Origin of the sequence: Secundilactobacillus oryzae JCM 18671, assembly GCF_000740055.1 — a bacterium.
In the GTDB taxonomy this organism is placed as follows: Bacteria; Bacillota; Bacilli; order Lactobacillales; family Lactobacillaceae; genus Secundilactobacillus; species Secundilactobacillus oryzae.
The window spans coordinates 1-23527 of the sequence record NZ_BBJM01000004.1 but is presented as its reverse complement, the minus strand read 5'-3'; the positions used below and the strand labels follow the sequence as shown (position 1 = coordinate 23527).

Here is a 23527-nt window from a genome sequence, read left to right as displayed (position 1 = left end):
AGTTTCAATGCCCCAATTATAGCACTCTTATCTAAATTTAATAAATCGAATAATCCCTTATGGGACTTGCGATTGACGCATCTATTTTTTTAACGACTGTCCAAAAAACTTAACCTTATTTGAAAATTGATGTATTCTTGTGGTTAGGTAAGCGTGTTGAACACAATTTTGGCTTACCGGTTCGTAGTGTTCTCATGACATGGAGGTTTTTATTTGAGTAGTCAGGAACCTAAATCGCGGATGCAACGCTATAACTTTAATACCGATTCCAATCAGAAACGTCCAAAGCCAAAACGGAAGAAGCGCGGTCCGTTTTTTACTTTGATTATGATTCTCATTCTAATCGTTGCTGGGTTGGCCATTTGGACACTCAGTCGCGGAAGTAAGGTTTCCGAGTCACAAACCGAGCAATCAGCTAGCGAGACGTCCTCTAGTGTGTCTAAACGACAACGCTCTAGTAGCAGCGTTTCCGAATCTGCTAGCTCAGACGACGACACCGTCATCAGCAACGCGGATCGCCAGTCGATCCAAAGTTCGATTGATAAGGAAAGCAACGCATCCAAACGTAGCACAGCACAATCCCGCCTAGACGCCACCCCCGCAAAGGATGGCGCAGACAAAACGACCCAATCCGGCAACACATCGCATACCGACAGCAGTTCTTCCAGTGATACTGGAACTGACGTCGACTTTTCATCATCGCGCACGTTCTCGTCCGTCAGCAGCGCACAGAATTGGGCAGCCGCCTCAAAGCAACAATGGCTTAAGGAAGGCTACCAAACCTATACGATTACGACAGATGGACAAGGCAACTATATTTTAAAGTTTACTAAGTAAATCCGCAGATTAACCAGGAACGCCATCGCTGAAGTGGCGTTCTTTTTTGATGGAACACGATTTTATTAAGTAGAATGAGGCTACGCCGATTAATACTGGCGCAGCCTCACTTATTTAGAACTAGAAAGTCATCAACTTCACATCAATATTGCCACGCGTTGCTTTCGAGTATGGGCAAACTTGGTGGGCTTTTTCAGCCAATTTTGCCGTTTCCTCATCGGCTAAACCGTCGATATGGACACTTAATTCCACATCGATATGGAAGTCGGCGGGTCCTTCGTTATAAAGTGAAACCTTGGCCTTAACCGTACTTTCGTTTGAAATTTTTGCTTCGTTTTTGACGAGTTCTAAGGCGCTGTTAAAACAGGATGAATAGCCGGCTGCAAAGAGTTGTTCAGGATTGGTTCCTTCTTTTTTACCGGGCTTGGGTGCTGTAATCGTCATTGCCATCGAGCCATCTGGTGCCTCTACGTGACCTTCACGTCCACCAACGTTAATCATGGTTGTTGAGTATAATTTTGCCATGTTCGTTTTCCACCTTTCAAATCGTAGTACACATTCATTATAAAGTAAGCGTTTCCGAAATGACAGTTTTAACTCTGACAAAAAAACGATGGCTGTAAAAGCCATCGTCATGAGTTTTATTCAGTTTCTCTTTCAATCGCCAGATTAGCCACGTACGTCGGTTGCGCCATCTGCATAACGTAAACCGTAATGCCAGTGGCGTCATCATTGGCTTGCTGTATCTGATTCCAATCAAGTTGAATATGCCCCTGATCATCAACCTCTGCATAGTAGAACTTGCGCTCAGCCAGCGTTTTCGCTTCGCTGCCCTCATCGTTAAGGGTATAAGCAACGGTTCCCGTCCGCATGGTCAATGGATCCGTCTTAGCCGTCATTAAAACGGGTAACGGAATCAACTTTTGGCCAACCAGCAGTTCGTAGCTATGACGTGTACCATCAACTTTTTGCAGCTTAGCTAACTTACGAGTTGCTGGATTTTGAACGGGTTGATCATCGTAGGCTGGTCCAATGATGTAGGCCAGGTTGGAATGCCAAGCCCGTTTAAATTGGTCAAGCTTGTAAACGCGATTAGCAGATTCGTTGGTTGGCGCATACGAATCATTCGTCACCACAAAGGTTTCGTCTTCTTCCGTGATGAACCCGGTCACCAACAGTAAGTGCCCATAGGTTTCGCCGGGGGCATTTTCCAAATAAGGTAGCTTATGATTCTGCGGATTATTGGTATATTGCACGCTAACGCCAACCGGATACCCGCGATCCACTTCATTTTTCAATTTGTTAATATCGGTAAAAATCGCATAGGATTTGAAGCCGTACGCACCTGCTGTCGCGGTGCTAAACGACCAATTACCAAAGCCTTGGTAGGCCAAGTCATAATTCCGATAGGCCACCTCTTCGGGTAAGACATCTTTCCCCTGAAGATTCATTGCTGAGGCTAACGTGGTTGGACTGCAAATAACTGGTGCCATTTTGCCATCTCGAATTTCTTGAGAGTAAGCCGGTGCATCAATGACCTTAGGCGTGGTGTCCTCTTCGATTGCGCGAGTGAACGCGCCGTCTTTTGGTGTCGTGCTAACCGCAAGTAACTTCAACGTCGGGGTTTCACCGTTACAACTGGCATTTAGGCGCACTCGAGCCTGAACCGCCGTTGCATAGCGCTGCCCCCGGACAAAAAGGGTATCCGTATCTAAGCCTGCCAACGAATCAGCAATATCCGCTTTGGTACTACTCTTCATAATGTTGAGTCCCCAGCGACCAAACGTGTGCCAAAGTGACCATTTTTTATTCACCAAAACACGCACTTCAACTTCAACGCTGGAGTCACCAGGTGTATAGGCGTTCCACGAAGCCACTAGTTTTTTAAATGCGGGAAGCTTAAGTTGTGGCATCACAAACTGACCAGTTGCCTGTTGACTTGACTCAGCCAAAACCAGTACCCGGTCATCGTGTGCGATGTTGGTTGCATCCTCCAAACTCGTCATGCCAAAATCATCAAAAACCAGCGTGTAATTTCCAGCCGAATCAATCTGTACGCGTCGCTTAATTAGCGCCGCAGCGACTCCAACACCAATTAAGCCACCAATCACATAGCACCAGCGTTTCATGCAAATCATCCCTTCATTGCTATCCGTATTACGCCAAAAACTCTAGCGCGAGCTGCTTATATAAATCGATACTCTTCAGAAAGTCGCTCAGTTCGACATATTCGTCAGGCATGTGTGATGTGTTTGAGCCTGGCCCATAAACGATACTGGTAAAGTCGCCCTTAGCACGCAAGAACTCTGCACCATCGTTAGCACCACCAGATCCAACTGGTTTAGCCGCCGTGCCTAAGACTTCCTTAGAGACCTTCTGTGCTAATTTTACCAATGGTGTGTCCGGTTTACCAGGGATAGCCTCCTCAGGGAAACTGTATGAAACCTTCAAATCAAAGCCAGGACGCTGGTTGAGCTCATCCACCAATTTTTCGATGGCATCATAAAAAACTTGGTTCGGGTATTCCGGAATCGTTCGCATATTAGCCATTAACCACGCTTTAGCGGGAATACTGTTAATTTGCTCACCGCCACTAATTAAATCGACATTGTGCAAGACGCCACCTAAAATTGGGTTCACCTTATCAAATGGCGCCATCACCTTTTGAATCTCATTGTAATAGACCAACAAGTTGTCGATGGCGTTAATACCGAACTCGGGGCGGGCACTGTGAGAGGCTTTACCAACAGATTCAATTTTGTAATCAATCACGCCACGCGCCGTGTAAGTAATTTCGTTCAGGCCACTTGGTTCTGAAATGACCAGCCCGGCCAAATTATCAGCATAACCCTGATCAGTCAAGGTCGCTGCCCCATACTCACCAGTTTCCTCGCCTACCGTTGCTAGCAAACGAATTTCACCAGGCAACTCGGTGCCGGATTCCAAAAATTCCAACATCGCAATCACTTGAGCCGTCAGACCCGTTTTCATGTCAGAAGCACCACGACCAAATAGCTTACCGTCCGCAACCTCTGCGCCAAATGGTTCGTGTGTCCATTTGCTCAAGTCACCAGGATCCACGACGTCCATGTGTCCGGAAAAGCCCAGGCGCTTGCGATCTGGCTGGCCAATGGTGACGACCAGATTGTCTCGGTTAGGTGCGTAGTTCACCTTTTCCACTTTGGCATTTGGATACGGTGCAAATAGTGAAGCAATATAATCTGCGACTTCAGTTTCATTATCGTTAACCGATTTAATTTTAATGATATGTTGCAAAATTTCGATTTTTTCTTGTTCAGTCATCGTTATTCCCCCGATAGAAATTCCAGTGTCAGTTGCTTATACAGTTCGATTGCTTGCAGATATTGATTTAAGTCGACATACTCATCCACTTGGTGCGCCGTTTCGCTCCCGGGACCAACGATGGCAACCGGAAATTGAGCCTTAGCCGCAACAAACTTCGAGCCGTCCGTTGTGCCCGTATCACCAGCTAATTCGACGTCATGACCGACAATCGTTTCGGTTTCACGTTTCACAAGTTGGACAAACGAGTTATCAGGGTCACCCGGTAAGGCATCCCCCACTAACAGATAGTTCAATTCCAAATCAAATCCTGGTCGCGTGTTTAGTTCGGCCACTAGTGCTTCTAGCCGGTCTTGGACCAATCGTGCCGGCGTTTGTGGGATCAACCGAATATTTCCAGAGAGCTTAGCTTCAGCCGGAATACTGTTGATTTGCTCGCCACCACTCATTAAGGTCACGTTGTGGAGCAATTGACCTAATACCGGATCCGTTTCATCAAACTTGGCCAGTTCTGCTTTGGCAGTCTGCCAGTAAACCATTAAGTTTTCAATGGCATTGATGCCCAGTTGAGGCGCCGCCGAGTGCGCACCCTTGCCATAGCTAATTACTTCGTAGTCAATATCGCCATTGTGCGTATAGGAAACGTTGAGCCCGCTCCCCTCACAAATCACCAATGCGTCTAAATCATCAAGATAACCCGCTTCGGTCAATTTTTCCGCGCCGACCATCGTCGTTTCTTCCGCAATCGTTGCAATCAATTTAAGTTGACCGTCCTTGGGCTGACCCTGATCTAGCAGTTCTAATGCCGCAATCACCATTGCAGCCAGGCCGGCTTTCATGTCTGAAGTGCCTCGTCCATGCATCTTGAAGTCAGGTGTGATGTCGCCACTGAACGGTTTGTGTTGCCATTTTTGGGGGTCACCGGTCGCCACGACATCCATATGGCCAGCAAACCCCAGCGTTCGTCGTCGCCCAGTCCCAACCGTCACCACTAGGTTATCGCGTCCCGTACGGTAGCGGACACGCTCAACTTTGGCATTGGGGTAGGTTTCGAATAGCGAGGCCAAATAATCAGCGACAAAGCTTTCATGATCGTTGACGGTCTCCATTTGAACAATACGCTGCAGGATATTAATTTTCTCTTGCTGGTCCATCTTGTCACCTTACCTTTCACTAATTGCTTACTAGCATACCCGTTTGTGACATGAAAAATCAATGTGAATTTTATGAGTATAGACTCATTTATGCCGCAACAAATTGGTTTGCGGTATACTGGAACTAGTTATAATCGTGAACAGGAGGAGTTAACATGCAAATCAGTATCCCAACCGAAAATGGTTTTCTACCTGCAAAATACTCAAAACAGGCGACCGGCACCAATCAGCACAACGGTCGCCCCGTCACCTCTTTTCCCATTGACCTGAAGGACGTGCCAGCTGGTACCGCAACTTTTGCGGTCACCATGGTTGATCACGACGCCATCCCTGTAGGTGGCTTTACCTGGATTCACTGGGTTGCCGCTAACTTACCTGGTGATTTAACCCAGATTCCTGAAAACGCCAGTCTCAGTGGCGACGTCAGCATGACGTTCGGTCGCAACTCTTCTGGTGGTGGCCTAGTCGGTGAGACTGACCCCGCAGTCACGCAACACTACACGGGACCAATGCCTCCTGATAAGGACCACAACTACCTCGTCACGGTATACGCGCTTGATCAAAAACTTGATTTGTCAGACGGCTTTTGGTTAAACGAGTTATGGGCTAAGATGAACGGACACGTTTTGGCACAAGCCGAACAGACCGTTATCGGCCGGGCATAATAAAGGAGAGATTTCGCTATGTTACAAAACTACGAGCACATTTTGGTGCCACTAGACGGTTCTCAACAGGCTGAGTTAGCACTCAGAAAAGCCGTTGAGGTCGCCAAACGTAATAACGCCACGTTGGAACTCCTAAGCGTGGTCGATGTCAATCAGTACGGTTCGTTTGGCAACGTCACTGAAGGTAATTTGATTAACAGTTTAGTCAATGACAGCAAGGGCTACCTAAACGATCTTGTGGATCAGATTAAAAAGAACCATGGCTTCGAAAAAATGAACATTCACGTTCGCTTTGGTAATCCTAAGTCAGTGATTGCCCGTGATTTTCCGGAGGATTATCCGATTGACCTCATCGTCATCGGAGCCACCGGGATGCGTGCCGTTAACCGTTTCATCACTGGTTCCGTCACCGCTTTCGTGGTTCGTAACGCGAAAATGGACGTGGTCGTCGCCCGCACCGATATGAATAACGATCTTTTAAAGAAGAGCAAATAAGAAAATCCTCATCACCGTAGACCAATTAGGTCCGCGATGTTGAGGATTATTTTTTGCTTATTCGAAATCTAGCCGTAAATCAGCCGCATCAATGAAGTGGGCATTTTTTACGAAGCTCAGACGGGCTAGGTAGCCTAGTACGATTGGCAGTGCGAAGAACAAGATCACGATGGTGATGATTCCCATCGTCCCGTTCATCCCACCGTTGTAAGCAGCAAGTGGTCCAACGAGTCCTGAGAACCCGAAGCCGGCACTCATTGGCGTCCCCGTTACACCGAGTGCAGCTCCGAGTCCACCAAGTAAGCCAGAGCTCACGATAACTGGAATGAACAATTTGGGTTTGGCCAACATGTTAGCCATTTGAATCTTGGGTGACCCTAAGAAATGGGTAATTGACGTGCCAAATGAGTTCGCACCGTAGCCCATGAAGGCTAAGACAAAACTACCAGCAACGATTCCCAGGTTAGCCGATCCAGCCGCAATACCCCCAAGTGAAATCGTCAATGCAATCGCCACAACTGAGATTGGGGTCACGATTAATACAGCAAAGATAATCGCCATCACGACACCCATCAGGATTGGTTGCATGGTCGTGACCATCGCAATGAGTTCACCGAGTGCAGTCGTAATTGAACTAACGTATGGTAACGTCAAAATGCTAATCACACCAACAATCAAAATCATCAAGGTTGGCAGTAATAAAACGTTGTAAGCCTTAAGCTTGTTGCCCACTAATTTGAGGAACACGACACCCAGAATCATGGTCAAAATGATATTCACCACATCCCCAGTTCCTTTAACCATGAAAGCACCATTGACCAAGTGCCAGTTACCACTTCCAAGTTCGGCGACAATCGCTAAACTCGCACTTTGAATCGGTGTCATTTTGAAAAGTAAGGCGGTCACTAAGGCACTCACAGATGCCAGGAGGACCATCGACAAATTAGTTAACGTAATGATATTTGCTGCAAATGGGAAAATTCCCTTCACCGCAAGCATCAAGTTCCCCAAAATGGCAGCAGGTACCAAAGCCACCACTGTTCCTAAGCTCAACCCGTTAAGCACGTTCATAATCACGTTGTGAGCTGTTAATGTTGATGTTTCTGTTTTATCCATATTTACCCCTCCGTTACCAGATGAACATCCTTAGGTTCATCATTTAATAATTTCGCTACATCATTCAATGCAATCTTGACCATGTTGTCCACTGCGGCGTCCGTATAGAAGCCAATGTGTGGTGTCACTGTGACGTTGTCCATCGCCATCAAGCGGTCGATTAAATCGGTTGAAACGGTGTCGTTTTGCCGTAAATCGTTACCGAAGATGTGTTCATCCCCTTCAAAGGTATCCAAACCAGCGCCGGCAATTTCACCATTTTGAAGTGCGTTCTCTAGCGCTTTGATATCCACGATTGGTCCCCGAGCGCAGTTAAGCAAAATAGCAGTTGGCTTCATTAATTTCAGTTCTTGGTCGCTGATTAAGTGCCAAGTTGACTCATCCATATTCGTATGAATCGAAACAATATCTGATTGAGCTAATAAGTCTTCCTTCGATACATAAGTCAGAGTATCCGCAATCTCTGGTCGTTCAACAATATCATGGCCGAGAACAGTTGCACCCAATGCCTTAAATAGCCGGGCAGTCGTCGTCCCAATTTTTCCAACACCAATCACGCCGACCGTCAAATTGTGGACTTCACGGGCTTGCAGGTTTTTCCAAGAGTAGTCGTGCCATTGCATCATTTTAGTGGTCACCTTGATGTTCCGAATGAGCATCATCGCGTGTGTCAACGCTTCTTCAGCAACCGATCGTGGTGAGTAAGCTGGCACATTGGTGACTAAGATGTGATGCTCTTTAGCTAACTTGAAATCGATAATGTCGTAACCGGTGATCCGCAACGCAATGTGGTGAATGCCCATGGCGCTTAGCTTTTCATAAATGATCGGATCGGCTAACGCCTCATGTTGGGCTAAAACGATGCCATCGTAGCCGTTCGCAAGGTCCACCGTTTCGGCACTCAGAATTTCCGTGTTAAACTCAATCGTCGCTTGGTGATCAGTTGCCCACTGTTCAATCACCGCATGTTCGTCCGGTCTGACGGAGTACATTAAAATTTTCATCTTAGTTAGCCTCCATCATTTCGACTGTTTGAGGTTGGGTTGCCATGAAGGCTTTGATTCGGCTGATTGCTTCTTCAAGATCCGTCATGCTGGCAGCGAAGCTTAACCGAATGTGACCCTCACCGGCTGGGAAACTAGCGCCCGGAATGACTGCCACCTTAGCTTCCTTAGCCAATTGACGGCAAACGGCAAAACTGTCGGTCCCTAACGCTGCCGGAATCTTAGCGAAAGCGTAGAAAGTGCCGCGTGGTGTTTCCAATTCAAATCCGGCTTCTCGCAAACCAGCGACAACGAAGTCACGGCGTTTTTCGTATTCCGCCTTCATCACGAGGCCATCGTCTGGACCATTTTGGAAAGCTTCCAAGGCCGCTTCTTGTGAGCTAGTGGTTGCTGACGTAACGGTGAATTGGTGAACCATCGCGATCTTTTGGGCAATGGCCTTTGGTGCGGCGAGAATCCCGACCCGGTAACCCGTCATGGCGTGGGACTTAGATACCCCGTTAAGCAAGATGGTTTGTTCTGGCAATAATTCACCCAACGAAACGTGTTCTTGGTCAAAAACGAGTTCGCTGTAGATTTCATCGCTAATAACGAAGACATCGTGCTGACGCAATACATCTGCAACCGCAGTCAACTCTTCACGCGTGTAAGTTGCGCCAGTTGGGTTAGTTGGGAAGTTCATAACAACGGCTTTCACCTTACCATCACGCTTCGTTAACTCAGCATCCAGTTTTTCTGGTGTCAGTAGGAAGTTATCTGCCGTCGTATCCATGAGGACGGGCGTTGCACCGTTTAGAGAAGTAATTGGAATGTAGAGTGGGAAAATCGGCACCGGAATGATAACTTCATCGCCGGGATTTAAAATAGCGGTTAAGGCTGAGTAGATACCACCAGTGGCACCCACTGTGACGATAATTTCAGAGCTAGGATCGTAATGGGCATTGTATTTGTTAGCCAAAAAGTCTGCTGCCGCTTTACGCAAGGCTGGAATACCGCTTGATGGGGCGTAGTGACTGTGGTTTTCTTCGATACTCTTAATTGCAGCACTCTTAACGTGCTCGGGCGTGTTGAAGTCTGGTTCTCCTAGTGTCAACTTAATCACATCAGGAATCTGGCTAATTTCCTCGTTAAATGCCAAAATTTCTGAAGGTTTAATTCCTGCTAATTCCTGTTTCATGTTGTCTGCTAATGCCATGGTAATCTCCTCTTTCTGTTTGTTATGCCGTATATTTGTCCACACTTGAACGTTCGAACCAAAACTTCCAAAAAAAATACCCCCAGTTCCGAGAACTGGGGGTAGTCCAAAATTCAATCTTCTCGCCCCTCAGTCCTATGACCTGCGGGGCACGCTAAGCAACTCTTTGCCTCACAGAGATAATCTGAAAAACAAAAAGTAATAAAATGTCGTATTCAATTGGGTAGGTTTTTGTAAGTTCATATTAACGCTCTCCTTTACGACTTGTTAAGACTATAGCACCTGCTTTATGAGGACGTCAACATTTATTTTTAATCTTTTTATCATTCTATTATCACAAACTAGCAGAAATACCGTTCTAATGGGCTTGATTTTGGGGAGCCCTTTTTGATTAAACAAGTGAAAACATGCTACAATGTAGCGGCACAAACAAGACATAAGGGGGCGTACGCCATTAAAACTGAGTCACATAAAATCAGCTTATTTCAAACCGTCATGCTGGCCCTCGGTTCCTTAATTGGTTCCGGCTGGCTGTTCGGATCTTGGGAAGCTTCAAAGATTGCCGGTCCGGCTTCAATTATTTCCTGGATTATCGGGGGAGCCGTTATCGGGATCATTGCTTACACTTACATTGAACTCGGGGCGATGTTCCCCCAGTCCGGTGCGATGAGCAAATACGCACAATACTCTCACGGTCCCTTGCTGGGCTTCATTGCCGCCTGGGCCAACTGGGTTTCACTGGTCACCTTGATTCCTATTGAGGCCGTGGCCGCCGTTCAGTACATGAGTACCTGGCCATGGAAATGGGCTAACTGGACGCACCAGTTTATTGATAACGGATCCGTAACGACGGAGGGCTTGCTATTAGTCTTCGTCTTCATCATTATCTTCACACTACTAAATTACTGGTCTGTCACTCTATTGACGCGCTTCACCAGTTTAATTTCCATTTTCAAAATTGGGGTGCCGCTACTGACCATCATCATGATGACCATGACTAGCTTCCACCCCGGTAACTACGGTAACTCGCTTTCAACGTTCATGCCCTACGGAAGTGCCCCAATTTTCGCTGCCACAACCGTTTCCGGAATCATCTTTTCTTTCGATGCCTTCCAAACCGTCATTAACATGGGTGGCGAGGTTCGCGACCCCAAACGGAACATTGGTCGTGGCATTGCCCTATCACTGACGATTAGTGGTGTGATTTACATTGTTTTACAAAGCACTTATATTACTTCGATTAGCCCTGATCTATTAGCTAAAGTTGATTGGCATGGCATTACGTTTAACTCACCTTTTGCTGATTTGGCCATTATGCTGGGCATTTACTGGTTATCCGTTCTGCTTTACATGGATGCCTTCGTTTCGCCATTTGGAACCGGTGTGTCATTCGTAGCTTCGACCGGTCGAGCACTATATGCCATGGCAAGTAACCATCACGTCCCCGCCTTCATTGGTAAAGTCAACATGAAGTACGGAATTCCGCAAAAAGCGATTCTGGTAAACATGTTCCTCAGCATGGTTATGGTCTCCATCTTCAGGACTTGGGGTACGCTGGCCAGTGTGATTTCGACTTCAACCCTAATTGCCTACCTCACTGGTCCAGTAACGGTAGTCTCCCTGAGAAAAATGGCACCAAAATTCAAGCGACCAGTTACTTTAGCCGCCATCAATTTCTGGGCGCCCCTTGCCTTTGTTTTAGCGTCACTCGCCACTTACTGGGCAATGTGGCCAACTACCATTGAAGTCATTCTGGTTATTCTGTTAGGATTTCCTTTGTACTTCTACTATGAATGGAAATCCGGCTGGACCGATTTTCGTAAACAACTCAAAAGCAGCGCTTGGATGATTGGCTACCTCATTTTCATCTCCATCGCTTCCTACATTGGCAGTCACGAATTCAACGGTCAAGATTGGATCAAGTATCCCTACGACTTCGTGCTCGTGATCGTCGTTTCACTCGTTTTCTACTACTGGGGTATTCGAACTTACTACCACAGTCGCTACTTCGATGAGGCGCAAGCGCTGAACGAAAGAGCGGTGCAGTTGGATGAAAAATAATTAAATCATGATGTCATACAAAAATGGCCCTCACGCATTCGTGAAGGGCCATTTACTATTTTATCGTCATCTTTTGAATCTTTTCATTTGCCTTCACACTGAACGTGTAATGGCTGCGCACCAATTGATGATTGGGCATCCCGTTTGCGAACAGCAAGCGCCATTCCTCGTTACGGTAAACCCTGTAGGTCCTAGTAATTCTGACTGAATCAGTCTTGGCGCCACGATTCAACGTTACCCGACTAGTGGTGGCATCCGTGTGCTTAACGCGCTTTTCTAAAGGATTATCACGATAGAAGTAAACCCGCTCACCTTTCGTACCGAGTTGACGATACTGAAGTAATGCACCGTTTTGACCAACCGTGGCTAACGGTTTCGTTTCCGTGGAATGAATTTCCTTCATCCCCAAATACGAATTAAAATTCAAAATCATCAAGAGACAGCTACCAACTGCCAGGATTAAACCAGCAGCCACCCAGAGCCATTTTTTAAGTCCTGGTTTCAAGAAAATCATACTGGCCGCAAAGATAATCGCACCAGCAAATAAAATTAAGACAATCATGCGTGTAACCTCCTTGAATCGCGTTTCAAGAAGAACGCGAGAATGAAGCCAAGCACGGCAAATCCAGTGGCAATTGCAACGGCATATCGGAAGCCAATGACGTTTGCATGGATAGATAATTGCTTAAACAAGATTGGCGTTGCTTTAGCCACTGCATGACCTGGCACATTTTGCGCTGTGACACTAGCCATCACGGAAACCAGGATTGCGGTTCCCATCGAGGCGAAGACTTGCCGGGCCGTGTTGTTGACGACCGTTCCGTCACTAATCAAATTTAGCGGCAAAGCGTTCATCCCCGTCGTCGTGACCGGCATCATCACCATCGAAATACTAAACATCCGCACCGTATAAATCGCAACGATGTAGAGCACCGGTGTCGTCGCCGTAATCCAAATAAATGAGGCAGTGGTCATCGACAACAAAAACATGCCAGCAATCGCCATGTTTCGAGCACCCAATTGGTCAAAAATCCGACCGGTTATTGGGTTCATAATCCCGATGGTAATCGCCCCAGGTAACAGGGTTAACCCTGAAGCCAACGGTGACTCGCCTCGAATGGTTTGGAGGTACAGGGGTAAGACTAGCGTGAAGCCATTCATCGACATGAACGATACGGAAACCAAAATGGCTGACAGTGTGTAATCTGAATTCTCGAATACCTTAAATTGAAGAAGTGGATTCTTGATTTTTAGTGATCGCATGACGAAGAACGCCACGAAAATCACACCCACAATCAACGTGCCGTAAACAACCGGGCTCGTCCATGAGTAATCACCAACGGACGAAAACCCAAACAGCATCGAACCGAATCCGATGATTGAAAAGGTAACGGATAACCAGTCAATTGGCGCCTTCTTCGTTGGTAGGACCTTTCGTAAAGTAAAAAAGCCCATTACGAGTACGATTAACGAAATTGGCATGATAGATAAGAATAGCATCCGCCATGAATAGTGAATCAATACCCAACCAGCAAACGTTGGGCCGATAGCGGGTGCTAACCCAACCACTAACCCGGCCGTTCCCATCGCTGCCCCTCGTTTAGCAGGCGGGAAGATAGAAGTCATGATGGTTTGGTAAACGGGCGCGGTAATTCCCACTCCGGCAGCTTGAACCAGCCGTCCAGTCAAAATACCGCCAAATGATGTTGCAAAGTAACACATCACGGTACCAATAAAGAAAATAAAAATAGCAGACAAATATAATTTGCGCGTGTCAAAGCGCTGTAGAAAGAAACCAGTAATTGGAATAACAATTCCCATCATTAATAAAAATCCAGTCGTTAACCACTGAACCGTGGTTGCGGAAATGTTAAAGGATTTCATCAATGTTGGAAACGCAGTGGTCAGCATTGTTGATGTCGCAAACGTGCTGAATGTTCCAATTAACATAGTAAAAACAAGTACAAGCCGGTTATACGGGCGGCCGTTTTGGTCGACGGGTTGATCGGTTGCAGGTTGACGACTAGTCAAAATGCTCACCTCTAATTGTTGAATCCTTGCAGGCAAAAGAAAAATTGGCACTATGTCCCGTGCCAATTTCCGCTGGTAACTTGCTGATTCGATTTTATGTACTTAAATATTATAGAAGCATTCATGAAAATTATCAATGTTATCGCCAAAATACAACATCTTTGTAATGTGTGTGCTTAAAGTCGGCAATCAACGCGTTACTTATGCTAAAATTCAATTAAGCGTAATGAACCAAAATGAGGGGTGCAAAATGACCAAAGTTTTAGTCGTCGACGATGAACCAGCCATTTCAACTTTATTGACCTACAATTTAGAGCAGCAAGGCATCGAGCCTTTGACTGCAACGGACGGGGCTAGTGCGCTCAAAATTATCCAAGCCGAGCATGACCAGTTAGACTGCATCCTGTTGGACCTCATGCTACCCGGCATGAGTGGTTTGGACGTCCTCAAGCAAATGCAAATTCAAGCTCTCGACACCCCAGTCATTATTATTACAGCAAAGTCACAAGAAGTGGATCGCATCCTCGGACTTGAACTGGGTGCTGACGATTACATCAGTAAGCCTTTCAGTCCGCGCGAAGTCGTTGCACGAATTAACGCCGTGATTCGTCGAAATCAAAAGGCAACTCAGAATAATTCGCAGGCGCTATTTGTGTTGGACGAGCTCAAGATTAATCGGGAGCAACACATTGTAACAGTCGCCGAACATCCCCTTTCGCTAACCCCCAAAGAGTACGAACTGCTTCTCTACTTCGTCACCAACAAGCAACAAGTCCTTAGTCGGCAACAACTCATGGAACACGTTTGGGAGGTTCAAGCCGATGTCGACAGCCGCATGGTCGATATCCAGGTGAGCCATTTACGAGATAAGTTAAAAAAATACGCCCCAGAGCGGAATTGGATCAAAACGGTTCGCGGTTTTGGTTATCAATTCGGAATGGAGTAACTCATGAAAAAAACCATTTTCTTCTATTTCTTAATTAACCTCATCATCTTTGAATTACTTGGATTCATTTTTCCCGTGGACGATATTCGCCACATCACGTTTATGTTGTTGATTTCGCTACTATCCACGCTAGTTTTTACGGCTTTCGTGCTGCGGTTCAATCGTAAATTGAATCAAGTGGCTAAAAAAGTGCACCAAATTAACGTTGCGGACGATCAGACCCATTTGATCTTACCCAACAATGATCCATTTCACGGCTTAACCCATGAAATTAACATGCTGCAATCCCATATTCGCCACCAAACTCATCAAACCCAGCGTCAGGAAAACGAATTAGAAACGCTGATTAAGTACCTCCCAATCGGAGTGATGGTGATTGACCGTTTCGGCGACTTGCAGGTAGCTAACGATGGCGTGCAAGAATTGTTCCAACGCCAATTTGCACCACTACCCCATCCCTACCAGGATGACATTACACAACCCGAACTGATTACCTTGGTCAACGATGCCTTTCACCGCCAAAAAAGTAGCCAACGCCTCATCAATTTAGAAACCGCACAAGGGCGTAAAAGTATTCGTGTTCAAGTCGTTTACAGCGAAATTCGCCCTAAGCACTTCCAAATCACAGTACTATTATCAGATGTGAGTGACCTGGTCGCTATGTCCAAGATGCAATCGGACTTCGTGGCTAACGCAAGTCACGAGCTGAAGACGCCTATCACTGCCATTTCCGGTTTCAGTGAAACACTATTGGAAAATCCAACTGATGAAGCGACTCAACAAAAATTCCTCACGATTATTCATGAGGAATCTCAAAAACTAGTTAGCTTAATCAATGACATTCTCTCGCTATCACATTTACGCGATAATGAAGTCGCAGAGTTGACCCTCGAGCCCATCAAGTTGGCCGAGCTAGCTGAGGAACAACTCCAAAATCAGCAGGCCTCGGCCCAACTCAATCATGTCAAACTCATCAATGAAATTCCCGCGGATTTAGTGGTCACAAGTGATCGTGGCCGATTAATGGCCATTATGTACAACTTACTAGGTAACGCCATCAAGTATAATAAGGCTGAAGGAACAGTCACGATTTCAGCCAGTACCGGTCCTGATGACTGGCAACTGATTGTCAAAGATACCGGGATTGGCATTCCAACCAACCAGCAAAATCGCATTTTTGAACGATTCTATCGCGGTGATAACGGTAAACGCATTGCCGGAACTGGTCTGGGCCTCGCCATCGTCGCGGAACAAGTCGCACAGATGAGCGGTGACATTAACGTCACCAGTGAGCTAGGTGTCGGAACGACGATGAGAATTAGTTTTACAAATGAAAATCAATAATAGGTGCGGACGTCTCGGTGAGGGGCGTCCGTTTTTTTGTGGGCGAGAAGTGCTCGGAAACTAAACGCGAAGACTCGCACCCTTTCATATTAATCGGCTCCATGAGGCACCTTTCTCCGCCCAACTACGATTGACGAACAATTCCAAAACCAAATTTTTCGCAATCGCTGTTGGTACTCAAAAGCTCCCGCCTCATATCGCACTTCGACATTTACACAACCTTTACAAACCATCTACTTGGTCTTTACACGCGATTGGTATGCTATATCTAATGAAAAACTGACCTCAAACAAGGAGTACTGCCATGAAAAAACGTTTGCCCTTCATCATCATCGGCCTACTAATCGTGCTGCTCGGTTTCGCCTTCACCACTCGCGACCAAAGCAAGCGCGGCGAATCCATCACCGCCGTTGGCTCAACCGCCCTTCAACCTCTCGTTGAAGCAGCCGGAGAAGAATTTAGTAAGGAGAACCCTGGCATCTTTGTCAACGTCCAAGGTGGTGGATCCGGTACCGGACTCAGCCAAATCCAGTCCGGCGCCGTTTCTATCGGTAACTCAGACGTCTTTGCCAAAGAGCAAAAGGGAATCGACGAAACCAAGCTCGTGGATAATCGCGTGGCCGTTGTCGGTATCACCCCGATTTTGAACAAACAAAATGGCATCAAGAATTTAACAAGTCAGCAACTTCGTGACGTATTTACTGGTAAGGTCACTAACTGGAAACAAGTTGGTGGCAATGATCAGCGCATCGTCCTCGTCAACCGGACCCAAGGAAGTGGAACCCGGATGACATTTGAAAAGAAAGCCCTCAACGGCCAACGCAGTAAAGCTTCTCAAGAACAAGATTCTTCAGGAACGGCTCGCCAAATCGTGGCAACCACCCCTGGCGCCATCAGTTATGTGTCGTTTGCCTACGTTAATGATACCGTGATCACACCAACCCTAAATGGGGTCAAACCAACTAACAAAAACGTGACCACCGACAACTGGAAAGTTTGGTCCTACGAGCATCTTTACATTCAAAAGGGTGCCGATGCTGAAACCAAACAATTCATCAAATATGTGCTATCAAAACACATTCAAGAAAACCTCGTCCCTCAACTTGGCTACATCCCCATCAATCAAATGAAAGTTGAACGCTTGGTATAGCAGAAAGGAAACCTCAATGGATAAAATCAGAGAAAGCCTGCTAAAGCCTTCCCGCACCAGCAAACTCGAGCGTCGCGGTAAGCTCATTAGTTTAGTTAGTCTAAGTAGCATCTGTTTAGTCGTTATCGCCATTTTCATCTTTATCGCCTTTCGTGGTTTAGCCACATTTACCAGCGATCATGTTTCATTAGTCGACTTTGTAACCGGAACCGTTTGGAATCCCGATGTTGAAGTCAACGGTCAACCCCTGGTAGGTGCCCTACCAATGATCACCGGCTCCTTCCTTATCACAATCTTGGCAACCGCCTTAGCGTTACCTTTTGCGATTGGGACTGCCTTAATGATGACCGATATTACCCCAAAAATGGGAACTAAAATTCTCCAACCCGTGCTCGAATTACTGGTGGGAATTCCTTCAGTCGTTTACGGTTTTGTTGGTTTAACAGTCGTTGTGCCATTCATCCGAGATGTGTTCGGCGGTAGTGGTTTCGGAATTTTAGCCGGAACCTTTGTCCTGTTCGTCATGGTTCTACCAACGGTGACTTCCATGACGGTTGACGCCTTACGTTCTGTTCCCAAGAACTACCGATCAGCCTCACTCGCCTTGGGTGCAACCCGCTGGCAAACCATTTATAAGGTAGTCTTACGGGCTGCCACACCAGGAATTCTGACTGCCATCGTATTCGGAATGGCCCGCGCATTCGGTGAGGCGCTCGCCGTTCAAATGGTTGTCGGAAACGCCGCCTTGATGCCATCAAGCTTAGTTGCACCGGCATCAACACTAACAAGTGTGCTGACCACGGGTATCGGAAATACCGTCCTCGGAACGGTCCAAAACGATGCGCTCTGGTCACTCGCCTTAATCCTATTACTCATGTCCTTAACCTTTAACCTGGTTATTCACTTTATCGCTAAACGAGGGGAGCTGAAGCAATAATGAACGCCAAACGAACAGATAAACTTGCAACTGGCCTACTTTACACCCTTGCCGGTATCGTCGTGCTCATCTTAGTCTTCCTCCTCGGTTACATCATTTTACGAGGACTGCCACAGCTTAACTGGCGCTTCCTAACGACACCATCACGAGCCTTCACTGCTGGTGGCGGTATCGGAATTCAACTTTTTAACTCTTTATATCTGCTGATCCTCACCATGATGATTTCGATGCCCATCGCACTGGGTGCCAGCATCTACCTGAACGAATACGCTAAGCCTGGCAAGATTACCAATACCGTTCGGACGATGATTGAAATCCTCAGTTCCCTGCCTTCTGTTGTTGTGGGACTCTTCGGTTTCCTGTTGTTCGTTGTCCAATTTGGCTTAAGCTTCTCTATCCTTTCTGGTGCTTTAGCATTGACCGTCTTCAACTTACCACTCCTCACTCGAAGCATTGAAGACGCCTTGAAATCAATCAGCAACGACCAACGAAACGGCGGTCTTGCTCTTGGCTTATCAAAATGGGAAACGGTCACTAAGATTATTCTTCCAGCAGCCGTGCCAAGTATCGTGTCCGGTTTGATTTTGAGTGCTGGCCGGGTCTTCGGTGAAGCCGCTGCCCTCATTTATACAGCTGGTCAAAGTGCCCCAGCACTGAACTTCGCCGACTGGAATCCATTTAACATCGATAGTCCCCTGAACCCAATGCGACCAGCAGAAACACTCGCCGTTCACATTTGGAAAATTAATTCAGAGGGAATCATGCCGGATTCATCAGCCGTCTCAGCGGGTTCCGCTGCCGTGTTGATTATCGTCGTTTTAATCTTTAACTTACTCGCTCGTTGGTTGGGTCGCCTCTTATTCAAACGACTCACCTCAGGCTCTTAGGAGGAACGCTATGCAAACGGAAGATCGTTATATTATCGACTTCGATGAAAACCAAGAAATTGCCCTTGAAACTAAGGATTTGCACATCTACTATGGCGACTTTGAAGCCATTTCAGAAGCGGACCTCAAGATTCCTCGTTTCCAAATCACTGCGCTAATCGGCGCTTCTGGTTCTGGAAAATCAACCTTCTTACGTTCACTCAACCGGATGAATGACGGAATTGCGGACGTTAAGGGTGAAATCTGGTACCGCGACCTAAACCTTAATTCAAAGGAAATTGATGTCTATGCCATGCGTCGTCAAATCGGCATGGTGTTCCAGCGCCCTAACCCATTTCCAAAGTCGATCAAGGAAAACATCACGTTTGCCTTGGAACGTCACGGTATGACAGACAAACAAGAACTAGAGGAACGAGTGGAAACATCCTTGAAACAAGCCGCACTATGGGACGAAGTGAAGGATAAGCTGAATCAAAGCGCCCTCGCCCTCTCTGGTGGCCAGTCACAGCGTTTATGTATTGCCCGGGCAATTGCTCTGCAACCTGATATCTTGCTCTTAGACGAACCAGCAAGTGCCCTAGATCCAATTTCAACAGCACAGTTAGAAGAAACGCTGGTAAACCTAAAAGAACAATACACCATCGTGATTGTGACCCATAATTTACCCCAAGCCGCACGTATTAGCGACTACACGGCTCATTTTTCAAAGGGTCACGTTATTGAATTCAACGACACAAAGGATACCTTTACACAACCAATGGTGAAGCTGACAAACGACTACATCACTGGCGACTTCGGTTAACATGGAGGCTCAAATGGCAAATACGATTCTGAAAACCAAAGATGTCAAATTGAAGTACGGCGACTTCGAAGCGCTGCACGGGATTGACCTCTCATTTAACGAAAACGAAATCACGGCACTTATCGGTCCTTCTGGTTGTGGTAAGTCAACCTTTCTACGTTGCCTTAACCGTATGAACGACCTGATTGACGGCGTTACGATTACTGGTGAGTTCGACTACCGCGGGAAAGATGTTTACGCAGAGGACTACGATATAGTAGAATTACGGAAGCAGATTGGGATGGTTTTTCAACAACCCAACCCCTTTCCAATGTCGATTTATGATAACGTGGCGTACGGCTTACGGGTCGCCGGCGTTCGTGATAAGGAAACGCTCGATGAAGCCGTTCAAACCTCATTGAAACAAGCGGCCATTTGGGACGAGGTCAAGGATAAGCTCGATAAAAGCGCCCTTGCCCTTTCCGGCGGTCAACAACAACGAGTTTGTATCGCGCGGGCACTTGCCGTTTCACCCGACATTATTCTGCTGGATGAACCTACCAGTGCGCTGGATCCCCACTCCAGCCGCCAGATTGAAGCAACTTTATTGCAGCTAAAAGAAAAATATACCATCATTACAGTAACGCATAACCTACAACAAGCTGCCCGAATTGCGGACAGAACCGCCTTCTTCTTACAAGGAGACTTGATTGAGGCGGACGACACCAAGAATATTTTCATGAACCCAGCACACAAAGAAACCAGCGACTTTATCACGGGACGCTTTGGTTAATCACATCTAAGGAGGCTTATCATGGAACGTTTAATTGACAAAGAATTAGCCCAGTTGGATGCCCAATTTACCGAAATGGGCGTCACCGTGGCAGCCGCAATCGGTACTGCCGGCAAATCAATGGTACGTGGCGACACACGTTCAGCCGAAGAGATTGTCGCCCACGATCACCGCATCAACGAACAAGAAATGAAACTCGAGCAAAAAGCGCTTGAGATTATCGCATTACATCAGCCAATTACCAACGATTTACGAGATGTTGTGACTATTTTAAAGGCGGTTTCTGACTTGGAACACGCTGGCGACCACGCACGTGACATTGCGTTAGCTAGTATTCAACACAAACAAGAACCCGCATTACAACCTATCTTGACGAGCATCGAGAAATTCAGCATGTTCATCGAAAAACTGATGCGCGACATGCTATCAGCATACGTGAAAAAAGATTGGCGTTTTGCTGAAGATAACGGCACACATTTGGCAACCATCGTTAGTGAGCAAAACGAGCAAATCAACGCCGCCTGTATCGACGCTATGAAGCAACATAGTGAACTGGCTGAGCAGATTTTACTCTACGTTGCCGTTGCCAACTCACTTGAACAAATCTGTGACAACGCCCTCAACATTGGCGAATGGATTATCTACCGTCACTCCGGTGAAATCGTGGAAATTAAGCCATTAACGAAATTGAGTGAGTAAAACCAATCTGATAAGGCACGAGCACTAAGACGCTCGAAGTGGAATCGCATTCCGCGAAAGTGGCTTAGGCACAGTGGCTTGATTGGTGTCGCTGTCCTAAATTAAGCGAGTAAGACCGTTTGAAAGGAAGTCCCATCATGCCTGATAAGTACGAATGGCGTAAGGAGGAGAAATCCATTTACCCTAGTGGTAAAAAACCTTCTATCGTTACCTTACCCACTCAAACTTTTATCACTATTTCCGGCCAAGGTAATCCCAATACGGAAGCGTTTGGCGAACACATTGCCGCCCTTTATGCCATGAGCTATGCCATCAAAATGGCGCCGAAGAAGGATGTTCATTTCCCGGGTGCCTTTGACTACACCGTTTACCCGCTTGAGGGATTCTGGACCTTACCGGATTGCTACAACAAAGCCGAAGTAGACAAGAATCAGCTGATTTACAAGATTATGTTGAAACAGCCGGACTTCGTCACACAAGCAGTGTTTGACCAAGCTTTTGAAATGGCCAAATCCAAGATTCCGGTAGACTTACAATCAGAACTACGACTGGAAACGATTGCTGAAGGCGAAGTCGGCATGATTCTTCATGTTGGTTCATTCGATAACGAGCCCGAAAGTTTCGCTAAGTTAGCCGAATTTTTAGCTGCTGAAGGCTATGAACGGACGAGCAAAGCGCATAAAGAAATTTACCTTTCAGATTTCCGCAGAGTTGCTGAAGAAAAACGCAAAACAATTTTACGTGTAACTATTAAAAAACAGGCCTAGGCCTGTTTTTTTGTAACTTCTTCTATTCTGAACTGCACTATTTTACGAATCAATGCAACTGGGAGCGGCTGGTCATACGGAAATTGAATAGCACCTTTAGAATGTTTATAAGGTAATAGTTCCTGTTCGAAGTGCACAATTGGTTCACTAGTGGGATAGAAGCCCAGATGCTTTTGCGTTGGCGCAAAGTAGACAAGGACTTTTCCAGATTGTTTAACCGCTGGCATGTTGTACGAAATAACTTCCGTCGCATCCGGGGCCGCATCCGCCAATAATTCACGCATAATTTGTGCCACTTCTCTGCGCATCGAATCTAGACTTGCCAAATAATCCGCAACATTTGCAAACTTTTCCAAATGACCACCGCCCTTTTGACTAAATCATAGCATATTGCACACAAAAAAGAGCTGATTTCAAATTCGAAATCAGCTCTTTTGCATGGCCTCAATTAGTCGTCTTCACGCTTCTTACGTTTAACGCCTAATAGTCCAAGAAGCATTCCCATAATTGAGAGTCCAGCTACGGCTGCCGCCTTATCTGAAGATTCATCAGTTTGAGGAAGGTGTTTCTGTGATTGACCATCTAATGTTGCCTGGTTAGCTTCGTTTGAAGTTACCATTGATGTTCCATCATCGGATTGTCCTGACTCAGAACTATTCCGTGTTGATTCATCGGATCCTGATTCTGGCTTGTTAACAGAACCTGGTTTGTGGCTTGGTTTTTGAACTGGTCCTGAAGTACCTGGTGTTTCTGGTACCTCTGGTTCTTCAGGAGTTGTAGTGACAGTACCATTATCGATATTACTGGCGTACCAGGGTTAACGGTATATTGACTAAGAATCGTAAATCTTCCTGGTAGGAATGCACTTGCACTAAATACCATGTGTGGATTAGCCACCTTCACCTTGGCTTGCCCAATAGCGTTCAAGTTAACACTATATTCACCTGGTTCAGTAGGTGCTACCCCGTTGAACACAACAACTTTACCATTCTTCATTGTTGTAAAGATGAAATCAACAATTGTCAGGTTAACCGTATTCAAGTTCGAACCATAAGTTACCGTAAAATCTGGTGTTGAATCGCCTTGATTAACAGTCTTATTGTTGGTATGAACTTGGTTGATTTGGCTCGCCGTAGCGTCATTTACCTCAATGATAAATTGGCCTGGCAAGAACGAATCAGCTGTAAATGTATAGTTCGGGTTGGCTGCTTCTACCTTAGCCTGTCCTGCAGCACTCAAGCTAACACTATAAACACCATCTGCCAAAAATAAAAAAGCTCAAAAGGCTCTGGATAAGTTGCTAAGTCGGCAAGATTACTTAGTCGTACAAGGTAATGACCTTGCTAAGTCTTTTGGTGGTCT

General features: G+C 46.3%; 25 protein-coding genes. 13 read left to right on the top strand and 12 right to left on the bottom strand.

Translation table 11 applies throughout. From position 1 onward, the window contains the following. Positions 1-213 precede the first annotated feature (213 nt). Positions 214-837, top strand: coding sequence for a hypothetical protein (locus tag LOSG293_RS01910; RefSeq protein ID WP_034526359.1), 624 nt, complete (start codon positions 214-216; stop codon positions 835-837). A 120-nt stretch (positions 838-957) separates the two neighbouring features. Here the strand turns inward: LOSG293_RS01910 and LOSG293_RS01905 are convergent, their stop codons facing one another. The 4 genes from LOSG293_RS01905 to LOSG293_RS01890 all read right to left on the bottom strand — a co-directional run bounded on the left by LOSG293_RS01905 (position 958) and on the right by LOSG293_RS01890 (position 5294). Next, the gene (locus LOSG293_RS01905) at positions 958-1362 is read right to left on the bottom strand and encodes an organic hydroperoxide resistance protein (protein WP_034526356.1); all 405 of its coding nucleotides are present in this window, start codon (positions 1360-1362) and stop codon (positions 958-960) included. A 116-nt stretch (positions 1363-1478) separates the two neighbouring features. Next, positions 1479-2966 (bottom strand): C39 family peptidase, encoded by a 1488-nt coding sequence (locus tag LOSG293_RS01900; protein WP_051907165.1) that lies wholly within the window; start codon positions 2964-2966, stop codon positions 1479-1481. Positions 2967-2994: 28 nt separating this feature from the next. After that, on the bottom strand, positions 2995-4140 hold the full coding sequence (locus LOSG293_RS01895) for an ArgE/DapE family deacylase (RefSeq protein WP_034526352.1): 1146 nt from the start codon (positions 4138-4140) through the stop codon (positions 2995-2997). 2 nt (positions 4141-4142) lie between these two features. Next, positions 4143-5294: an ArgE/DapE family deacylase gene (locus LOSG293_RS01890; RefSeq protein WP_034526346.1), complete on the bottom strand. Its 1152-nt coding sequence runs from the start codon at positions 5292-5294 to the stop codon at positions 4143-4145. Between the two features lie 155 nt (positions 5295-5449). Between LOSG293_RS01890 and LOSG293_RS01885 the strand changes: the two genes are divergently transcribed. Both LOSG293_RS01885 and LOSG293_RS01880 read left to right on the top strand, forming a co-directional pair. Beyond that, entirely contained in the window at positions 5450-5959 is a 510-nt protein-coding gene (locus tag LOSG293_RS01885) for a YbhB/YbcL family Raf kinase inhibitor-like protein (RefSeq protein WP_034526343.1), read from the top strand. An 18-nt stretch (positions 5960-5977) separates the two neighbouring features. Next, positions 5978-6454: a universal stress protein gene (locus LOSG293_RS01880; protein ID WP_034526340.1), complete on the top strand. Its 477-nt coding sequence runs from the start codon at positions 5978-5980 to the stop codon at positions 6452-6454. 57 nt (positions 6455-6511) lie between these two features. On the opposite strand, the gene LOSG293_RS01875 is transcribed toward LOSG293_RS01880, so the two are convergent. From LOSG293_RS01875 to LOSG293_RS01865, 3 genes are read right to left on the bottom strand one after another with little or no spacing between them, the layout of a single operon-like run. Then, entirely contained in the window at positions 6512-7570 is a 1059-nt protein-coding gene (locus LOSG293_RS01875) for a PTS sugar transporter subunit IIC (protein WP_051907164.1), read from the bottom strand. A gap of 2 nt (positions 7571-7572) precedes the next feature. Further along, positions 7573-8574 carry a D-2-hydroxyacid dehydrogenase gene (locus LOSG293_RS01870; protein ID WP_034526338.1) on the bottom strand — a complete coding sequence of 334 codons (1002 nt, stop codon included), beginning with the start codon at positions 8572-8574 and terminating at the stop codon, positions 7573-7575. A gap of 1 nt (position 8575) precedes the next feature. Continuing rightward, positions 8576-9769 (bottom strand): aminotransferase class I/II-fold pyridoxal phosphate-dependent enzyme, encoded by a 1194-nt coding sequence (locus LOSG293_RS01865; RefSeq protein WP_235786781.1) that lies wholly within the window; start codon positions 9767-9769, stop codon positions 8576-8578. A gap of 453 nt (positions 9770-10222) precedes the next feature. Between LOSG293_RS01865 and LOSG293_RS01860 the strand changes: the two genes are divergently transcribed. Continuing rightward, positions 10223-11830 (top strand): APC family permease, encoded by a 1608-nt coding sequence (locus tag LOSG293_RS01860; protein ID WP_034526456.1) that lies wholly within the window; start codon positions 10223-10225, stop codon positions 11828-11830. A gap of 55 nt (positions 11831-11885) precedes the next feature. On the opposite strand, the gene LOSG293_RS01855 is transcribed toward LOSG293_RS01860, so the two are convergent. Both LOSG293_RS01855 and LOSG293_RS01850 read right to left on the bottom strand, forming a co-directional pair. Beyond that, positions 11886-12392, bottom strand: a complete 507-nt coding sequence (locus LOSG293_RS01855) for a DUF4811 domain-containing protein (RefSeq protein WP_034526336.1) — start codon at positions 12390-12392, stop codon at positions 11886-11888. After that, positions 12389-13861 (bottom strand): MDR family MFS transporter, encoded by a 1473-nt coding sequence (locus tag LOSG293_RS01850; RefSeq protein WP_034526333.1) that lies wholly within the window; start codon positions 13859-13861, stop codon positions 12389-12391. Before LOSG293_RS01850 ends, LOSG293_RS01855 begins: the two co-directional genes overlap by 4 nt. Positions 13862-14111: 250 nt before the next feature. Between LOSG293_RS01850 and LOSG293_RS01845 the strand changes: the two genes are divergently transcribed. The 9 genes from LOSG293_RS01845 (at position 14112) to LOSG293_RS01805 (ending at position 22165) form a co-directional block, all read left to right on the top strand. Beyond that, positions 14112-14807 carry a response regulator transcription factor gene (locus LOSG293_RS01845; protein ID WP_034526330.1) on the top strand — a complete coding sequence of 232 codons (696 nt, stop codon included), beginning with the start codon at positions 14112-14114 and terminating at the stop codon, positions 14805-14807. A 3-nt stretch (positions 14808-14810) separates the two neighbouring features. Next, positions 14811-16151: a sensor histidine kinase gene (locus LOSG293_RS01840; RefSeq protein ID WP_051907163.1), complete on the top strand. Its 1341-nt coding sequence runs from the start codon at positions 14811-14813 to the stop codon at positions 16149-16151. A 304-nt stretch (positions 16152-16455) separates the two neighbouring features. Continuing rightward, the gene (locus tag LOSG293_RS01835) at positions 16456-17301 is read left to right on the top strand and encodes a phosphate ABC transporter substrate-binding protein PstS family protein (RefSeq protein WP_034526329.1); all 846 of its coding nucleotides are present in this window, start codon (positions 16456-16458) and stop codon (positions 17299-17301) included. A 16-nt stretch (positions 17302-17317) separates the two neighbouring features. Further along, positions 17318-18238, top strand: a complete 921-nt coding sequence (gene pstC, locus LOSG293_RS01830) for a phosphate ABC transporter permease subunit PstC (RefSeq protein WP_034526327.1) — start codon at positions 17318-17320, stop codon at positions 18236-18238. Beyond that, the gene (gene pstA / locus LOSG293_RS01825; protein ID WP_034526325.1) at positions 18238-19125 is read left to right on the top strand and encodes a phosphate ABC transporter permease PstA; all 888 of its coding nucleotides are present in this window, start codon (positions 18238-18240) and stop codon (positions 19123-19125) included. Before pstC ends, pstA begins: the two co-directional genes overlap by 1 nt. A gap of 10 nt (positions 19126-19135) precedes the next feature. Next, positions 19136-19927, top strand: coding sequence for a phosphate ABC transporter ATP-binding protein PstB (gene pstB / locus LOSG293_RS01820; RefSeq protein ID WP_034526322.1), 792 nt, complete (start codon positions 19136-19138; stop codon positions 19925-19927). A 13-nt stretch (positions 19928-19940) separates the two neighbouring features. Next, on the top strand, positions 19941-20699 hold the full coding sequence (pstB, locus tag LOSG293_RS01815) for a phosphate ABC transporter ATP-binding protein PstB (RefSeq protein WP_034526320.1): 759 nt from the start codon (positions 19941-19943) through the stop codon (positions 20697-20699). 21 nt (positions 20700-20720) lie between these two features. Continuing rightward, positions 20721-21398: a phosphate signaling complex protein PhoU gene (gene phoU / locus LOSG293_RS01810; RefSeq protein WP_034526318.1), complete on the top strand. Its 678-nt coding sequence runs from the start codon at positions 20721-20723 to the stop codon at positions 21396-21398. 137 nt (positions 21399-21535) lie between these two features. Continuing rightward, the gene (locus LOSG293_RS01805; RefSeq protein ID WP_034526316.1) at positions 21536-22165 is read left to right on the top strand and encodes a GyrI-like domain-containing protein; all 630 of its coding nucleotides are present in this window, start codon (positions 21536-21538) and stop codon (positions 22163-22165) included. Here the strand turns inward: LOSG293_RS01805 and LOSG293_RS01800 are convergent. The 3 genes from LOSG293_RS01800 to LOSG293_RS01790 form a co-directional block, all read right to left on the bottom strand. Further along, a complete protein-coding gene (locus tag LOSG293_RS01800) occupies positions 22162-22521 on the bottom strand; it encodes an iron chaperone (RefSeq protein ID WP_034526315.1) in 360 nt (119 codons plus the stop codon). The genes LOSG293_RS01805 and LOSG293_RS01800 overlap by 4 nt on opposite strands. Before the next feature lie 92 nt (positions 22522-22613). Further along, entirely contained in the window at positions 22614-22784 is a 171-nt protein-coding gene (locus LOSG293_RS01795) for an LPXTG cell wall anchor domain-containing protein (RefSeq protein ID WP_081919854.1), read from the bottom strand. Beyond that, positions 22778-23431, bottom strand: a complete 654-nt coding sequence (locus LOSG293_RS01790; protein ID WP_034526314.1) for an MBG domain-containing protein — start codon at positions 23429-23431, stop codon at positions 22778-22780. Before LOSG293_RS01790 ends, LOSG293_RS01795 begins: the two co-directional genes overlap by 7 nt. Between the last annotated feature and the right edge of the window lie 96 nt (positions 23432-23527).

What these genes read in the sequence shown, in the direction of transcription:
- LOSG293_RS01905 (WP_034526356.1), bottom strand. Translation starts at nt 1,362, where the DNA reads ATGGCAAAATTATACTCAACAACCATGATTAACGTTGGTGGACGTGAA.
- LOSG293_RS01900 (WP_051907165.1), bottom strand. Translation starts at nt 2,966, where the DNA reads ATGAAACGCTGGTGCTATGTGATTGGTGGCTTAATTGGTGTTGGAGTC.
- LOSG293_RS01895 (WP_034526352.1), bottom strand. Translation starts at nt 4,140, where the DNA reads ATGACTGAACAAGAAAAAATCGAAATTTTGCAACATATCATTAAAATT.
- LOSG293_RS01890 (WP_034526346.1), bottom strand. Translation starts at nt 5,294, where the DNA reads ATGGACCAGCAAGAGAAAATTAATATCCTGCAGCGTATTGTTCAAATG.
- LOSG293_RS01885 (WP_034526343.1), top strand. Translation starts at nt 5,450, where the DNA reads ATGCAAATCAGTATCCCAACCGAAAATGGTTTTCTACCTGCAAAATAC.
- LOSG293_RS01880 (WP_034526340.1), top strand. Translation starts at nt 5,978, where the DNA reads ATGTTACAAAACTACGAGCACATTTTGGTGCCACTAGACGGTTCTCAA.
- LOSG293_RS01875 (WP_051907164.1), bottom strand. Translation starts at nt 7,570, where the DNA reads ATGGATAAAACAGAAACATCAACATTAACAGCTCACAACGTGATTATG.
- LOSG293_RS01870 (WP_034526338.1), bottom strand. Translation starts at nt 8,574, where the DNA reads ATGAAAATTTTAATGTACTCCGTCAGACCGGACGAACATGCGGTGATT.
- LOSG293_RS01865 (WP_235786781.1), bottom strand. Translation starts at nt 9,769, where the DNA reads ATGGCATTAGCAGACAACATGAAACAGGAATTAGCAGGAATTAAACCT.
- LOSG293_RS01855 (WP_034526336.1), bottom strand. Translation starts at nt 12,392, where the DNA reads ATGATTGTCTTAATTTTATTTGCTGGTGCGATTATCTTTGCGGCCAGT.
- LOSG293_RS01845 (WP_034526330.1), top strand. Translation starts at nt 14,112, where the DNA reads ATGACCAAAGTTTTAGTCGTCGACGATGAACCAGCCATTTCAACTTTA.
- LOSG293_RS01840 (WP_051907163.1), top strand. Translation starts at nt 14,811, where the DNA reads ATGAAAAAAACCATTTTCTTCTATTTCTTAATTAACCTCATCATCTTT.
- LOSG293_RS01835 (WP_034526329.1), top strand. Translation starts at nt 16,456, where the DNA reads ATGAAAAAACGTTTGCCCTTCATCATCATCGGCCTACTAATCGTGCTG.
- pstC (WP_034526327.1), top strand. Translation starts at nt 17,318, where the DNA reads ATGGATAAAATCAGAGAAAGCCTGCTAAAGCCTTCCCGCACCAGCAAA.
- pstA (WP_034526325.1), top strand. Translation starts at nt 18,238, where the DNA reads ATGAACGCCAAACGAACAGATAAACTTGCAACTGGCCTACTTTACACC.
- pstB (WP_034526322.1), top strand. Translation starts at nt 19,136, where the DNA reads ATGCAAACGGAAGATCGTTATATTATCGACTTCGATGAAAACCAAGAA.
- pstB (WP_034526320.1), top strand. Translation starts at nt 19,941, where the DNA reads ATGGCAAATACGATTCTGAAAACCAAAGATGTCAAATTGAAGTACGGC.
- phoU (WP_034526318.1), top strand. Translation starts at nt 20,721, where the DNA reads ATGGAACGTTTAATTGACAAAGAATTAGCCCAGTTGGATGCCCAATTT.
- LOSG293_RS01805 (WP_034526316.1), top strand. Translation starts at nt 21,536, where the DNA reads ATGCCTGATAAGTACGAATGGCGTAAGGAGGAGAAATCCATTTACCCT.
- LOSG293_RS01795 (WP_081919854.1), bottom strand. Translation starts at nt 22,784, where the DNA reads ATGGTAACTTCAAACGAAGCTAACCAGGCAACATTAGATGGTCAATCA.